Source organism: Dyadobacter chenhuakuii (assembly GCF_023821985.2).
GTDB lineage: Bacteria > Bacteroidota > Bacteroidia > Cytophagales > Spirosomataceae > Dyadobacter > Dyadobacter chenhuakuii.
The window spans coordinates 3,583,525-3,600,233 of the sequence record NZ_CP098805.1 but is presented as its reverse complement, the minus strand read 5'-3'; the positions used below and the strand labels follow the sequence as shown (position 1 = coordinate 3,600,233).

The window sequence follows — 16,709 nt, the reverse complement described above, 5'->3', positions numbered from 1 at the left end:
TTGATTAACCTTCAAAAAACATTTATTGATGAGGATTTCGAAAAAAGTATTGTGGCTCGGAGCCATGTGTGTAGGATTTGGATACGTGCCGGCTATGGCAATAATTCCACAAGAGAAGTTAGCATTCGAGCAGGATACACTGGAGAAAATAGTTGCAGCAGAAGAAATGGCGATCCCCGCCCTGCCCGCTGTTGAAGAATTTGGGAATACACCGGCAATTCCGGAAGAACTGTTGAAAGAGCGGTTTGCCAAACTTGAAAAATCAATTCCCCTTACTTACCACAAAACTTCCCACGAGTTTGTAGAGTATTTTATTTATAAAAAGGCAGAATTCACTCAGACAATGATGGAGAAGATGCCGCTCTACTTCCCCATTTTTGAAAAAACGCTGGCCAAGCACGGTTTGCCGACAGAACTTAAATATCTGTCAATGATCGAGTCGGGGCTTAACCCAACCGTGATCTCTCATGCAAGAGCAGGCGGTTTGTGGCAGTTCATGCCGGCGACCGGCCGTGAATTTGGTCTTTATCAGGACAAATACATTGACGAACGCTTCGAGCCTGTGAAAGCGACCGAGGCTGCCTGCCGTTATCTGAAACAACTTTACAATATTTTTGGTGACTGGGAGCTTGCATTGGCTTCCTATAACACAGGCCCGGGCAATGTGAAACGCGCCATGCGCCGCTCACGCGGAACCACGTTCTGGACCATCTACAATGTCCTTCCCCGCGAAACCCGCTCATATGTTCCGCAATACGTTGCGATGAACTATATGATGAACTATGGTAACGACCACGGCATTTACCCGGCCCAAACCGAGTTCCAGATCCCTAACGACACCATTCATATCAACGGCTATATTGATTTGCTGGCATTCTGCAAGAACAGCAACATCAATTTTGATGACATTAAGAAATTAAACCCGCAAATCACCAAAACGTCCCTGCCGGACCAGACCCGGGATTTCGTACTCAAAGTGCCGAGTATGCAATACACTTACCTGGTTAGCAACCGGAACTCCATTATGGATTCCTGCACCCGCAGATTGCTTCTTCAACCGAATGTAATGGTTGCAAAGCTGGATAGCACTGCATTAGACTCGATGGGTAAAAATCCTGCTTTTCCTTATGCCACAATGGTTAGCCAGCAATCAACTTCGGAGTACGACGAAGATCTGGATGAAGAGCATGACGAAATAGTTTTACAAAAGACACGTACAAAAAGAGCTACACACACCGTTAGAAGAGGAGAGAGTTTAAACTCGATCTCAAAGAAATACAGAGTGTCGGTTTCTGAGCTTAAAAAATGGAATCATTTACGCCGCACCAACATTGCCAGGGGTCAGCGTCTGGTGATTCTGAAAGAAGTGAAAGAGCCCGTTCGCGCTGCGAGAGTTGCAGCAAATTCGACTCCAGCGGTTAAAAAGGAAATTGTAAGAAATGACAGGCATACTAAAAAGCGTTACCATACAGTTCAGAAAGGGGATACGCTCTGGATTATTTCACAACGTTACGGACTGGAAATAGGACAATTGAAAAAGAAAAACAGAATCAGAGGAAATGCGATTAAACCAGGCCAAAAATTGATCGTTTCCAGCTAGTGAACAAGAGTCAATTACACATACTATTTATATGATTGCCTACGTTAACGGAACTGTAGTCTACAAAGATCCGGCTTATGCCATTATTGATGTAAACGGATTAGGCTATGAAGTTCGGATTTCATTACAAACCTATACTTCACTGCCTGAACTGGGCGAGCGTTGCAAACTTGTAACGTACCTGAATATACGGGAAGACGCCCACATACTATACGGGTTTTGGGGAAGTGATGAGAAAAAGCTTTTCCTAGACCTGATAGGCATTTCGGGTGTAGGGCCATCAACGGCCCTGGTTATGTTATCGTCGCTTTCTTCATCGGAAATACGACAAGGAATAATAGATGAAGACCTGCGATTGATCCAGTCAATTAAAGGCATCGGGTCCAAAACTGCTCAGCGCGTAATACTTGAATTAAGGGATAAAATTCGCAAGGAAGATCTGGTGTCTACCGGTCCGAGGACCATAGACAATCCTTCCGGCACTGTGAAAAGTGAGGCGCTTGCTGCACTGGTTACACTGGGAATTCCCAAAGCCACCGCAGAAAAAAGTCTTGACGCTATCATCAAGCGTGAAGGTCAGGCGGTCACCGTTGAGAATCTTATTAAGTTGGCACTTCGATAACCGAACTGTAATGATATTTGGTAAAAAAATTTACGATAGTAAAGTCGTTTTGATGGATTTGATTGTAGCTGCAACCTTCTCTAAATAAGTATTATACCTTGTCATCAACGATTTACTCCTTTCTTTTTAAGGCATTAACCATATCAACAGGCGCTGTTCTGTTAGCGAATGTATCCGTTGATATGGACGAACCTTATTCCGGGCAGGCGCAGGACTGGGCAATTATTGCCGATACTGTAAGAGAAGATACTTCCAAAAAGAAAATAGATAGGTCTGGTAGTCAGCTTATTATGCGTTGGAAAGATTTTTATTCCAACCGCATTGCTGAACCAAGGCCACGCTCCCCGTTTTATCTCCGTGATCCGGCCAATGTATCCATTCAACTGGACAGCGCTGGTAAAGTAGCCGTTTCCGAAAGCATACAGACCCCGACTGGTAACTTCAATTACCGGGCGCCGGAACGGATGGATCTTTCCACTTATGACAAGATTCAGGAAGATCGTGCATTCAAAAGTCTGCTGCGCGAATATGCTGGCAGGCAGGATGGAAAAAGTGCCATGGGGTCGCGGGGGCTATTGCCTAAACTGGACATTCCGCCTGGACTTTCCAAGTTGCTGGGAGATGATTTTATCAATTTCAAACCCACCGGTTTTGTGTCGCTGGATCTGGGCTTAATGCACCAGTTCCTTGATAACCCGGCCATCCCGATACGGCAACGCAGGAATACGCAGTTCATTTTTAATGAGCAGATCAGCATTAATTTTGATGCAAGGCTAGGTGATCAGCTTGGTTTCCAAACCAACTTTGATACAAAGGCTAATTTCAACTTTGAAAATGCCATTAAGCTGAATTATAAGAACCCGGAAGAAAGTTTTATCCGGAAAATTGAAGCAGGTAACATCAACTGGGCCATTAACAGCCAGCTGATTCCCGGCGTTCAGAACCTTTTTGGTTTGAAAACGGACCTTCAATTCGGCCGGTTAAGCGCAACTGTTGTAGCCTCGCAGCAGAAATCCAGTAAAGAGAGAATTGTTTTAAGAGGAGGGGCGCAAAGCAGGGATTTTGAGTTACGTGCCGATACTTACGACGAAAACCGAAATTTCTTCCTGTCGCAATATTTCCGGAACATTTACGAGAGCTCGTTGAAGAACACGCCAACCATTACATCGGGCGTGACGGTTACGCGTATGGAGGTGTATGTTACTAACCGCACCACCACAACGGAATCGCTCAGAAACGTTGTCGGTTTCGCGGATTTGGGAGAACCTGCTCCCTATAAGTCGGCTAATCCAAGTTTACAGCCTATCCGTTCTACTTCGCCTGCTGACAATGCGGCCAATGGTCTTTATAAATCATTGACAACTAATGAGTCGTTCCGGCAGGTTGATAACACCAATAGTGCGATTACGAGCCTGGGACTGGAAAAAGCGGTTGATTATGAATTGCTGAGAGGAGCCAAAAGGCTGATCGCTGATCGTGACTACACATTTCACCCACAGCTTGGTTACATCTCCTTAACCAATGCATTGAGAAACGACGAAGTGCTGGCCGTTTCTTACGAATATACATTGAACGGCAGGGCATTTAAAGTGGGTGAGCTTACCGAGGATTATCAGGCACGCCGGGATAATGAGGTTATTGCATTAAAACTGCTGAAATCATCCACGATCAGGAACAACACAAAGCTTCCTATGTGGAACCTGATGATGAAAAACATTTATGCACTGGGAACCAGCCAGATGGATAAGCAGGGTTTTCAGTTACGGATCATTTATAAGGATGACCAAACCGGAATTGATAACCCAAACTTGCAGGAAAGCAGCATTGCCAACATTCCATTGATCCGCTTGATGGGCCTCGACAGGCTGAACCCGGTTAATGATCTGCAGCCCGACGGAAACTTCGATTTTGTGGACGGGATTACGGTGGATAGTAAATCGGGCCGCATTATCTTCCCGGTTTTGGAGCCGTTTGGAAGCAATCTATCCAAGAAATTTGGTGCCGGCGAAGAGCAGTTCAGAAACAAATATGTGTTCGGTGAGCTGTATTCCACGACTATGATCGATGCGCAGCAGGTTTCTGAGCGCAATAAATTTTTCATTAAAGGTTCGTATCAATCCAGCGGTGGCGCAGAAGTCCAGCTTCCGTTCGGTGTTCTGGAAACTTCGGTTACCGTCACTTCCGGCGGCGTCCCTCTTTCACCGGGCTCAGATTATATTGTTGAAGCGCAAATCGGCCGGGTCCGTATCCTTAATGGCAGCGTGATGAACTCGGGCAGGGAGATCGTTATTGAATACGAACGGCCCGATATGTTCCAGAACCAGATCCGGTCCTTGCTGGGAACGCGCCTGGATTACGTCGTAAGCCGCGATATGAGCATTGGCGCCACGATTATGAAATACAGGGAACGTCCTGCTGGTTTCTTAACGAGGGTGTCCATCGGAAATGAACCGGTTAACAATACAATGCTCGGTTTTGATATCAATTTCAGAAAAGACGTGCCTTTCCTGACCAAATGGCTGGATGCATTACCCTTGATCCAGACCAAAGAAATGTCGAGCATTCAGTTCAAGGGTGAATTTGCCAAAATTCTACCCGGTGTTTCGAAAGACGTCAATAACCGTTCGCTGGTGGACGATTTTGAAGCGACCAGAACCATTTATGACCTTTCAAGGCAACCACAGAAATGGCGGCTGGCAGGTGTTCCGCCAAAGTTCAGGCAGGGAACGGATGGTAAGACATTGGATTATGCTTACAGGCGCGCGAAAATCTCTGCTTATACAGTGGACAACATATTCGGCGGTGCTCAAGGGCTGGGCGGCGGCTACGATCCGCCGGGCAACCTGGACGACCAGGATCGCAGCTACTACTACGAGAGACTTTATTTACCCAATGAAATTTTCCCGCGTCGTGCGATTGCCGGACTGGTATCTTATCCGCAAAATGTCCTCGACATTGCTTATTACCCAAGCGAGCGCGGCATGTACAACTACAATGTTGACCTGCTGCCTAATGGTCGTTTGAAAAACCCAAGACAAAATTTTGGTGCGATCAGCAGAGCGATCACTTCGGATAATGACTTTGATAATGCGAACATTGAAAGCATCGAATTCTGGATGCTGGACCCTTTCATTAACAATGAACTTGGGAAAGTTCGGGATGGGAGCGGAGATGAAAAACCCAACACAACCGGTGGGAAACTGGTTTTCAACCTGGGTGATATTTCAGAAGATGTTATTCCTGACGAGCGTTACAATTTTGAGAACGGGCTTCCTATTGTGCCCAAACAAGTTGGCGTGAATGTTGATTCTACGGCCTGGGGTTACGTAACGAAGTCGCAATATCTGATTAATGCATTCAGTAACGAATCCGGTGCGCGTGAGCGGCAGGATGTGGGTTTGGATGGATTGAATAATGAAGAGGAGCGTCGTTTTTTCAAACCATTCATTGATCGATTACCGGCTAACCTGACCGCCCAAGCACGCGAGCAGATTTTGGGTGACCCTTCCGGGGATGATTTCCAGTTCTTCCTGGGAGCAAGTCTGGATAGTGCCAATCTAAAAGTTCTGCAGCGTTACAAGAATTACATTGGTATGGAGAACAACTCTCCCGAAAGCCTTGGCAGAAACGCCGATGTGACGCCTGCTTCAACCAATGTGCCGGATGGCGAGGATATGAACGTGGATAACACGATCAATGACAACGAGTCTTATTATGAATACGAAATTGACCTGAAACCAAACCAGCTGGCGGTTGGAAACGGATATATTGTTGATAAAACAGTTAATACAGCCGATCAGCAAACCTGGTATCTTTTCCGGGTTCCTATCAAGGAGTTTTCAGGAGTGATAGGCAATATGAACGGCTTTAAGTCGATCCGTTTTATGCGCATGTATCTGACTGATTTCCAGCAGCCTGTCGTATTGCGTTTTGCGCAGTTGCAAATGGTTGGTCAGCAATATAGAAAATATACAGCTAACCTGGACGCGCCTGGCTTACAGGAAGTTCCTGAGCCTTATGATGCCAAATTCACTGTCGGAACGGTTAGCATTGAAGAGAATGGTCAGGAGCAGACAGACGCTACAAATAAATACGTTTACGCCATTCCGCCAGACTGGAAGCGCGATCAGGATAACACACAGCGTCCCCCGCTCTTGCTGAATGAACAATCGATGAGCTTATGCGTAACAGATTTGCGCGATGGCGATTCCAGAGCGGTTTTCAAAAATGTGAACCTGGATTTATTGTTCCGCAAAAGGCTGCGCATGTATGTGCACATGCAGAATGAGCAGAGTGAAGACCGTATGGTGGGCGCATTTATGCGGATTGGAACGGACCTTACACAAAATTACTACGAAATAGACCTTTCCGGCCTGAAAGCAACATTGCCGGGCCAGTCAGTTGATCGGGAAGTTTGGCCGGAAGAGAATGAACTGAACATTGCCCTGGCCGATCTGATCGAAGCCAAAGCACAACGCAACCGCCAGCTGGACAGAAACCTGAGCGTGCCTTACACGATCACGACAGCCGACGGCAGATACAAATTGACTGTGGTCGGTAACCCGGATCTAAGTTCGGTGCGCGTCATGATGATCGGGATGCGCAACCCCAAATCCCAGGACGAACGCCCGAAAAGCTTCTGTATTTGGGTGGATGAAATGCACGTAGAGGGCTTTGACGACACAGGCGGCGTTGCGGCCATTGCACAATTGAATGCGAAACTCGCAGATTTTGCAACATTAACTGCTTCCGGAAGGCTGGAAACATTCGGTTTTGGAAGCGTGCAGCAGCGGATAGGCGAGCGTTCCCGTAATTTCACCACAGAATATGGCGTGTCTACCAACGTGGCATTGGATAAACTGCTGCCCGCAAGCTGGGGTTTCAGCATTCCGCTGTTCCTGAGCTATGACCGGCGAAATGTAAAGCCGCATTTCAATCCGCTCGACCCGGATACGCCGCTAGAAACTTCGCTGGGAAATTTGCAATCGGATGAAGAACGGGATGGTTACCGGCGTATGGTGGAGGAAAATGCCATCAAACGGGGGATTAATTTTTCCAATGTCAGGAAGATCAAGACCAAGCCCGGAGCACGGAATCACTTCTATGATTTTGAGAACTTCTCGTTTACATATGCATTCAGTGATGACAAGCGGAGGAACATTCTTACCCAGGAATATGCGCAGCGCAATTACCGGGGCGGCATTTCTTACGTGTACAGCAGTCAGCCGAAGCCTATGGAGCCATTCAAAAACTGGAAAGCGACCAGTCGTTGGGCCGATATCATCAAAGATGTAAACCTGACATTGCTGCCTAACATGGTCTCGATCCGTACAGATGTTGACCGGCGGTTCCTTAAAACACAGCTTCGGAATGCGGATCTGACGACGGACGGCATTCAGCCTTTGTATGAAAAATATTTCTGGTTCAACCGCTATTATGACCTGAGCTGGAACCTGACCCGGAATATGACATTGAGCTACAACTCAACGGCCAACTCGATCATCGACGAGCCGATGGGCGACATTAACTCTGCTGAGAAAAAAGACTCGCTCTGGACCAATTTCAAGAAACTGGGCAGGATGAAGAATTTTGACCAAAAGATTGATCTGACTTATCGCTTGCCTCTGGATAAAATTCCGCTTCTGGACTGGATGACAGCCGATTACAAACATTCGGTGGCCTATCAATACCAAGCCAATGCATTTGGGTTAAAAGACACATTAGGCTTGCCATTCGGGGACATTATCCGTAACAGTAAAGACCGTGGGGTTACCGGTAAGGTGGATTTTGTGCTGCTTTATAACAAACTGCGCTATTTGAAATTTGCCAACACACCTTCGGCGGGACGCAAGAATTTTGCAAGAAGCCCCGGTGATATTGAGGAAATCGATATGCGTACGACGGACATTCTGAAAAGCGTTACGCGTGCCTTAATGACCGTTCGGGGGATTAATGTAAGTTATTCGATTCAGGAAACAACGGCGCTTCCGGGTTACCTGCGCGCACCGAGCTATTTTGGAATCGATAACACCAATGCACCCGGACTGCCATTTGTCCTTGGGCAGCAAGACCGGAATTTCCAGATCAAGGCCGCTGAAAAAGGCTGGATCACGAAAAGTGAGCAACAGAATATGCCTTTCCAGCAGACCATTGCAAAGAACTTTTCCGCCAACACCACATTGGAACCGTTCAAGGATTTCAGGCTGATCGTTGAAGCGCGGCTCACACGGCAGGATGCTTACCAGGAATTTTACCGGCCCGATGCATCAGGTAACTTTGTGTCGCAAAGCCCGTTGCGGAATGGACAATTCAGTATGTCGTTCTTGTCATTCAGAACGGCTTTTGCCAAAATGAAACGCGATAATTCTTCTCCTGTTTTTGATAAATTCAGAGCTTACCGTGCTATTTTGAGGGATCGTCTGAATGCGGAAAACCAGAGTGGCGGAGAGTATAATGAAACTTCACAGGACGTTTTGATTTCGTCATTCTTTGCAGCTTATACAGGCAAGGATCCGCAGACCGTGCGGACAAACCCGTTCCTGAAATTCCCGATGCCGAACTGGGATCTGAGTTACAATGGCCTTTCGCAGCTTGCGGGCTTTAAGCGACTTTTCAGCTCGTTCACTTTGCGGCATAAATACATGTCGCAGTACAGCGTTGGGAACTTTACATCTTCGCTGGATTATGAGGCGCTTTATGTGAACTTGTCGGTAACGGGTTATCCTCTTTCACAAAGATTGAATGAGCTCGGACAATACATTCCGGTGTTTTCTATGAGCACGATCACATTGTCGGAAAAGTTCCAGCCGCTTGTGGGGGTTGAATTCAGGACGCAGAGCAGGGTTACCGCCAGGATCGAATACAACCGGGACCGCACCATTGCATTGAACCTGTCCAATTCGCAGATGGCGGAACTGTTCAACCAGGATGTAACGGTGAATATTGGTTTTACCAAAAACAATGTGGCCATCCCGTTCAAGATCAATGGGGTTAAGAAGAAACTGAAGAATGATATGACGATGCAGCTGGGACTTACTTTCCGCGATACGAGGTCCATACAGCGGAAGTTTGATGGTGAGAACATTCCCATTGCCGGTAACATCAACTTCCAGCTCCGCCCAACCGTTAATTACATGGTTAACAATCGTTTGAGCGTGCAGTTTTATTTCGACAGGACATTTAACGATCCATTGGTTTCCAATTCCTTTTACCGGGCAAGCACGTCCGGCGGTGTACAGTTGAAATTCAATTTGGCTGAATAACTTTTTGATTTGGAAAATACGACCGACATCCTGTAATTTGCGTTACTAAAGATGTTTACAACTTACCTGATTAAACCATGAATTTCCCGGCAGAACTTAAGTATACAGAGGATCACGAATGGATTCGCATCGATGGCGATACAGCGACCATTGGCATTACGGACCATGCGCAGAATGAATTGGGTGACATTGTGTACGTCGACATCAACACGGTGGGAGATGCAGTGGGAAAAGGAGAGGTTTTTGGGTCAGTGGAAGCGGTTAAGACGGTTTCTGACCTGTTTATCCCGGTTGCAGGAACAGTGCTGGAAGTGAATGAAGAATTGGACGGCGAGCCTGAACTTGTAAATACGGATCCTTACGGCCGTGGCTGGATGGTGAAAATCAGTTTGACCAATCCCGACGATCAGGAAGGTTTAATGTCCGCCGAAGAATACGAAAAGTTTATAGGTGCCTGATATTAGGTTGAAGCTCCGGTTTGGAGCTTTTTTTTTGTTTTGAATACTCATATATGAAATTATTAATCCGTTCAGTTCAGATCATTGATAAAAAATCTCCGTTCAACGGCCAGATTAAGGACATTCTGATTGAAGGCAAAAACATTAAATCGATAGGAGACCACCTGGACGCAGATGGTGCGGAGGTGGTCGAAGGTAATGGACTATTTGTGTCCGCAGGTTGGGTGGATATGCGCGTGGCTTCGCGTGATCCGGGGTTTGAGCATAAAGAAGATCTCATATCCGTACGCGCTGCGGCTTCGCATGGCGGTTTTACGGAAATTGTGCTGCTACCCAATACTGAACCTGTCGTTCATAGCAAGGATACATTGAATTACATTCGCCAATCGGGCTCGGGCGGGCTGGTGAAGCTGCATGTGGCCGCGTCGGTAACACGGAAGGCCGAGGGCGTTGATTTCACCGAAATGATCGATCTGCATGAGGCGGGCGCCATAGCGTTTACCGATGGCGAACATCCGGTGCAGAATGCAGATTTGTTTTTGAAAACCATATTATATCTGCAACCGCTCAATGCGTTGCTGATGAACCGGCCGGAAGACAGGCAACTGACGCTTTACGGGCAGATGCATGAGGGCCTGACAAGCACATTGATCGGCACGAAAGGCATTCCTTCCCTGGCAGAAGAAATGATGCTGAACCGGGACCTGAAATTGCTGGAATACGCGCTTGAAAAAAGCATGTATAAATCTGATTCCCCCGCATTACACATCTCATTAATCTCTACAAAAAGAGCCGTAGAACTGATCCGTGAAGCGAAAAGGAATGGTTTGCCCGTTTCCTGCGACATCGCCGCGCACCAAGTCGCTTTTACGGACGGCGATCTGATTAATTTTGATACAAACCTGAAAGTGAACCCGCCATTCCGTTCCGCGGCAGATGTGGAGGCAATTAAGGAAGCACTTGCTGACGGGACCATTGATGCCATTGTTTCGGATCATAACCCACATGATGAGGAGAGTAAGAATCTTGAATTTGACCATGCGGATTTCGGTATGACCGGCCTGGAAACGGCATTTTCGCTTGCATTAATGTACAGCGGATTAGGTGTGGAGGACATCATTGAAAAATTCACTTCGGGACCGCGCCGGGTTTTGAGATTACAGGACCCTTTGCTGGAAGAAGGCGCGCTGGCGAACCTCACTTTCTTTGAAAAGGACACGAACTGGACATTTAATAAAAGCTTTTCGAAATCAAAAAACACACCATTTCTGGGACAAGAGCTGCGTGGAAAAGTGAGAGGCGTTGTCAATAACGGAAAACAGGAATGGTATCTATGAAATCAATAATCGAATATTTTAACAAACCCCTTTTAAAAGTCTCCCTGATCTTTGGGCTGATCACCGGAGTGCTCGTTTTCCTTTTCTTTCTGGGACTTTACTTCATGGACATTGTGCCATTGGGAAACAACAAGATCCTCGATTTTGGTATACACATTATCCTGATAGCCGGCGCTTGCTGGTATTACCGGAAATATGTCGGAAACGGCTTTTTGCATTTGTGGGAAGCATTAACGATCGGTTATGTAGTGAACACCCTGGGCGCGCTGATAGCCGGCTGGCTGATCTACTTTTTTGTGACTTATGCAGATCCATCTGTTTTCACTAATTATCTGGCCGAAATGAAGACTCTAATGCTCGAAGGCAAAGCGGAGTTAGTCAAGAACATTGGCGAAGCTGAATTTACCAAAATGTACAATGGCGTGGGGAGCATGGAGCGTTCGGAGATCATCATGGATGAGGTAAGCAAGAAAACCGTGATGGCGATCATCCCGATCCTCGTTATTTCGCTTATTTTCAGAAAGCAGGATTACGGTGTGTTTCATAATAAAGCTTAAATTTGATCACCAAGTATTTGCCTTACCTAAACAATCTTAAAAAATGGAAGAACAAGCGTCAACCGCTCGTGTGGCCCTGAAATATGGCGTGCTGGCGTCCGTGGTGATCATGATCTACTCAACAATCATCAATATTGCGGGGTTGTCCCAGAACAAGATGTTGTCTTCTTTGTCGTTCGTGTTCATGGTGGTAGCCATTGTGCTGGCGATGAAAAACTTCAGGGAAAAAAACCGTGGTTACATGACGTATGGCGAGGGGTTGGGCCTGGGGACGTTGGTCTCAGCCGTAATGGGCTTGTTAAGTTCGGCTTTTTCGATGTTTTACATGCAGTTTATCGATAATACACTGCTTACGCAGGGAATGGACCAGGTACGTGAGGATATGGAGCGAAGAGGGCTGGACGATTCGCAGATTGACCAGGCTATGGAGCTTTCTCAGAAAGTAATGTCGCCCGGGGTAGTTTTTGCGATAGGTGTGTTTGGTTATATTGTAATGGGACTGATCATTTCATTAGTCGTGGCAGCCATTATCCGCAGGGAAAAGCCAGTTTTTGAATAATCCGCAGCAGTTTCGGTTTAAATTTTTTCAATGTGTTTGCAATTTTTCAAAAGGAAATAGGGAGCTTTTTCAATTCCCTGATCGCCTACATTGTGATGGCCGCTTTCCTGACAGCGGTTGGTCTCATTGTCTGGGTTTTTCCTGATTCCAATATTCTTGATTACGGTTATGCCGATCTGGGCTCATTTTTCCAGCTGGCTCCGTATGTGCTGCTTTTTCTGATTCCCGCTATTACGATGCGCTCGATTTCGGAAGAAGCCAGGAACGGGACATTGGAACTGCTGCTAACCAAGCCATTGCGCAACATTGAGCTTGTGCTGGGCAAGTTTTTTGCAAACTGGGTTCTCGTGGCCATCACCCTTTTACCTACCCTCATTTACTATTACAGCGTTTACAAGCTGGGCAACCCCGAGGGCAATGTGGATTCTGCCGCCGTTTTCGGTTCCTATATCGGCCTTCTGCTGTTCTGCGGCGTGCTGGTTTCCATGGGGATCTGGACATCCTCTCTCACCGATAACCAGATCGTCGCATTCATTGCATGTGTCTTTATCGCATTCGTCTGGTATGTAGGTTTTACTGCATTGGCACAACTTGCAGGAGTAGGAATTGCCTCCGAGTTACTTAATTGGGGAGCACTGGATCAGCAGTATCTTGCGTTGGGAAAAGGCCTTGTCGATTCGCGAAACATTATTTATCTCCTCAGCCTCATGGCTTTGTTCCTGTCTCTTGCCTATATAAGGATCGAAAAGATAAGGAAATAGACGATTTTAAAGCGGTTTCGGCAAGAGTTAGTCCTTCATTGATCTTTTCCGGTGTGTTGTTCGTATATCAAGAAAAACACACTATCATGAATGTAACTTATGCCCCTATCGGGATACCCTCATTACCGCAGCTAACCACAGTTTTTGACGGCTGGAGCCAGGACACAATAATTTATAATAGCCGTGACCGGTTCTTCCGAAAATTCGTTAGATTGCCATTTAGTAACATACAATTAAATGTTAAGCAACTCTTGGCGACTAGTAAGTTAAAATACTCGGAAGAGGAATTGGTGTTGGCTCTGAAAAGAAATGAGCGAACAGCTTTTGAATTCCTGTACGACCATTACTCGGGAGCTTTGTTTAATATCATTTCAAAAACGTTGAGGGATGAGGAGCGCGCCGCAGATGTATTGCAAGAGTCTTTTTTAAAAATCTGGAAGAATATAGCTTCTTATAATCCGGAAAAAGGAAGGCTGTTTACATGGATCATGAACATTGCACGGAACGGTGCGATTGATGCGGCAAGGGTTGAGGGAAGAAAACCAGCGATGGATGATATCGACAACAAGGCAGTCCAGAATGAAAGGGACGTATATGAAGATTCGCTGACATCAAGTTCGGAGATGAAAGCCATTGTGAATATGCTGAGGCCCGAAAGGAAGATCCTCATTGACATGGCCTATTTTCAGGGATACACGCATGAAGAAATATCGGAGGAGCTGAGTATCCCGCTGGGAACTGTTAAATCAAGGATCCGAACAGCATTACAAGAGTTAAAACAATACTTTGCAGTATGAATATCCAAGCCTACATAGAGTCCGGTATATTAGAGGAATATGTATTGGGCACTGTTTCTCCTCAGGAAAAACAGGAAGTGGAGTGCATGTCTCATATTTACCCTGAGATAAAAGAAGAGCTGCTGAGGACTGAAAGCGCATTGGAAGAATATGCATTGAAACATCAGACGCCTCCGCCCGCTTCTTTGAAAGAATCGCTTTTTGCCAAAATGAATTTTGATTCCGTACAGGAGATAGACGATACAAACACCGACGAGCAAACCGAGAGTACACATTTCGAAGCGGGTCCGGTAACCAACATGCGCCCTGTTACGCAGGAAGAGCCTAGGGTGATCGATAATGTCTTTAACAGCGTTGAAACGAAAGTGGTTACGCCATTCTGGGCGCGGCTTGCTGTTGCAGCTTCTGTTTTGCTGGCGATTTTCGCAGGCTGGTCGGCAACCGAAATGTCTAAAGTTAAAAAGGACAATGAGGAAATGGCTTCCAAAATGGGGACGTTGGAGAAAGGTTTCAGCTATGCACAATCATTGGCAAGCCTCTACCGCAACCCGGAATACAAAACGGTGCATCTGGCCGGACTGGAAAAATCTCCTCAGAGCTCGGTAGCAGCATTCTGGCACACGGCAACCAACCAGGTTTTGCTGGACGTGCAGAACTTGCCAAAACCACCCTCAGGAAAGCAATATCAGCTTTGGAGCATTGTGAATGGAAAGCCTGTGGACAATGGTATGATCGATCAGGAATTCTCCGGAAGAGTGCTTAAAATGAAAAATACAAAACCAGGTGCAGTCGCTTTCGCCATTACATTGGAAAAAGAAGGCGGTAACCCAACCCCAACCATGGAGGAAATGTATGTGATGGGGAAAGTCGTTTAAATAGTATGAAGCGTAGAAACTTCCTCGGAAGCATTGCCCTGACAGGCAGCTTGCTGACGAACAAATCAGAAATACAAGACACGGATTCTTTGCAGTCGAAAGACACAGCAAAGAATCTTTTTTTTGAGGCCGATATGGTCGTTGCCGGAGGCGGGCTGGGCGGTTGCGCGGCAGCATTAGCCGCGTTGCGAAATGGCTTGTCCGTAATCCTGACCGAAGAAACCGACTGGCTCGGCGGCCAGCTTTCACAGCAAGGCGTCCCGCCGGATGAGCATCAATGGATAGAAACGCACGGCGCCACGCAACTTTACCGGGATTTCAGGACTGCCATCAGGCAATATTACATCAAACATTACCCGCTTACCGAAGAAGCCAAAAACCGCAAACATCTGAATCCCGGCGACGGCGCGGTTTCACGCCTTTGCCACGAGCCGCGTGTAGCCGTAGCCGTTCTGAACGATATGTTCATGCCCTACATCAGCTCCGGCAAATTGACGCTGTTGATGGAGCATAAGGCCGTTACTGCCGAGGTGAAAGGAAATAAAGTCCAGTCCCTGGAAGTGGTGCATGTCAAAACAAAAACCCGCTCTCAACTCTCAGCACCCTACTTCGTCGATGCAACCGAACTGGGCGATCTGCTGCCCATAACCGGAACCGAATTCGTAACCGGCACCGAATCCAAAGCCGAAACCAACGAGCTCCACGCACCCGAAAAAGGCAATCCCGACAATAACCAGGCATTCACAGTCTGCTTCGCCATCGATTATCGGCCCGGAGAAAATCATGTGATCGAGAAACCTGTCGAGTATGCATTCTGGAAGGATTTTATTCCAAAAATGGCAAAACCCTGGTCCGGAAAGTTGCTGGACCTGTCTTATTCCAATCCCAAAACGTTGGAACCGAAACAGCTGGGATTCCATCCGGCCGGCATCAAAACGGGTGATATGCTGAATCTCTGGAATTACCGCCGGATCATCAGCAAAGACAATTTCAAACCAGGGACCTACGCAGGCGACATTACCATTGTCAACTGGCCCCAAAACGACTATTTCCTGGGCAATCTCATCGGAGCAAGCGAAAAGGATTTCCAAAAGCACGTCAACAGAGCCAAGCAGCTCAGCCTATCCCTGCTATACTGGCTCCAAACCGAGGCCCCGCGCCCGGACGGCGGCAAAGGCTGGCCCGAAATCCGCCTCCGCAAAGACATTATGGGAACTGAAGACGGCCTCGCCAAATATCCCTACGTCCGCGAATCCCGCCGCATAAAAGCCCTCTTCACCATCAAAGAAGAACACGTAGGAGCCGAAAACCGCGCCCTAGCCGTGGAACGTGGCGCAACCGGCGCCATCTCCAATGGAGCCCCAGGCCCCAAGGAAAAAGCCGCCCACTTCCCCGACAGCGTCGGCATAGGCTACTACCACATAGACCTGCACCCCAGCAGCGCGGGCGATAACTACATCGATTTTACCTCCCTGCCATTCCAAATCCCGCTAGGCGCACTGCTGCCCGTGCGCATGGAAAATCTGCTTCCGGCTAACAAGAACATTGGCACTACGCACATTACGAATGGCTGCTATCGGCTGCATCCGGTTGAATGGAGCATTGGGGAGGCTGTGGGGTTGTTGGTGAAGTTCGCTTCTGCGAAAAAGGTTGCGCCGCGGGTTGTGCGGGAGCGGGAGGAGTTGTTGAGTGGGTTTCAGGGGGTTTTGAAGGGGGAGGGGGTGGAGTTGGAGTGGGGACAATAATCAAGCGCAACTTTTTAGGCCGAATGGCGCTATTTTAGGAGCGTAATTAAAGCGATAACTAGGCATACCAAGCCAATGAATGATATCCTGGCGGACCATTTCATTGCCAAATGATCAGAGAAAATGATATAATTGA

Annotated in this window: 11 protein-coding genes; all 11 read left to right on the top strand. The window is 47.2% G+C overall.

Features of this window, described 5'->3' with window-relative positions:
• The first annotated feature begins 28 nt into the window (after window positions 1–28).
• Window positions 29–1,600 carry a lytic transglycosylase domain-containing protein gene (locus NFI80_RS14845; RefSeq protein ID WP_233795235.1) on the top strand — a complete coding sequence of 524 codons (1,572 nt, stop codon included), beginning with the start codon at window positions 29–31 and terminating at the stop codon, window positions 1,598–1,600.
• Between the two features lie 31 nt (window positions 1,601–1,631).
• Window positions 1,632–2,222 carry a Holliday junction branch migration protein RuvA gene (ruvA, locus tag NFI80_RS14840; protein WP_026631337.1) on the top strand — a complete coding sequence of 197 codons (591 nt, stop codon included), beginning with the start codon at window positions 1,632–1,634 and terminating at the stop codon, window positions 2,220–2,222.
• 98 nt (window positions 2,223–2,320) lie between these two features.
• The gene (gene sov / locus NFI80_RS14835) at window positions 2,321–9,484 is read left to right on the top strand and encodes a T9SS outer membrane translocon Sov/SprA (RefSeq protein WP_235166439.1); all 7,164 of its coding nucleotides are present in this window, start codon (window positions 2,321–2,323) and stop codon (window positions 9,482–9,484) included.
• A gap of 77 nt (window positions 9,485–9,561) precedes the next feature.
• Window positions 9,562–9,942, top strand: coding sequence for a glycine cleavage system protein GcvH (gcvH, locus tag NFI80_RS14830; RefSeq protein ID WP_233795237.1), 381 nt, complete (start codon window positions 9,562–9,564; stop codon window positions 9,940–9,942).
• Window positions 9,943–9,995: 53 nt separating this feature from the next.
• Window positions 9,996–11,279, top strand: coding sequence for a dihydroorotase (locus NFI80_RS14825; RefSeq protein ID WP_235166440.1), 1,284 nt, complete (start codon window positions 9,996–9,998; stop codon window positions 11,277–11,279).
• Complete coding sequence (locus NFI80_RS14820; RefSeq protein WP_235166441.1) at window positions 11,276–11,836, top strand: DUF4199 domain-containing protein; 561 nt, start codon at window positions 11,276–11,278, stop codon at window positions 11,834–11,836. The genes NFI80_RS14825 and NFI80_RS14820 overlap by 4 nt, the downstream gene beginning before the upstream one ends.
• A gap of 43 nt (window positions 11,837–11,879) precedes the next feature.
• The gene (locus NFI80_RS14815) at window positions 11,880–12,395 is read left to right on the top strand and encodes a DUF4199 domain-containing protein (protein ID WP_233795239.1); all 516 of its coding nucleotides are present in this window, start codon (window positions 11,880–11,882) and stop codon (window positions 12,393–12,395) included.
• Between the two features lie 32 nt (window positions 12,396–12,427).
• Window positions 12,428–13,156 carry a gliding motility-associated ABC transporter permease subunit GldF gene (gene gldF, locus NFI80_RS14810; protein WP_233795240.1) on the top strand — a complete coding sequence of 243 codons (729 nt, stop codon included), beginning with the start codon at window positions 12,428–12,430 and terminating at the stop codon, window positions 13,154–13,156.
• Between the two features lie 251 nt (window positions 13,157–13,407).
• The gene (locus tag NFI80_RS14805) at window positions 13,408–13,953 is read left to right on the top strand and encodes an RNA polymerase sigma factor (protein ID WP_026631344.1); all 546 of its coding nucleotides are present in this window, start codon (window positions 13,408–13,410) and stop codon (window positions 13,951–13,953) included.
• Complete coding sequence (locus NFI80_RS14800; protein WP_235166442.1) at window positions 13,950–14,828, top strand: anti-sigma factor; 879 nt, start codon at window positions 13,950–13,952, stop codon at window positions 14,826–14,828. Before NFI80_RS14805 ends, NFI80_RS14800 begins: the two co-directional genes overlap by 4 nt.
• Before the next feature lie 5 nt (window positions 14,829–14,833).
• The gene (locus NFI80_RS14795; RefSeq protein WP_235166443.1) at window positions 14,834–16,573 is read left to right on the top strand and encodes an FAD-dependent oxidoreductase; all 1,740 of its coding nucleotides are present in this window, start codon (window positions 14,834–14,836) and stop codon (window positions 16,571–16,573) included.
• Window positions 16,574–16,709: the final 136 nt, after the last annotated feature.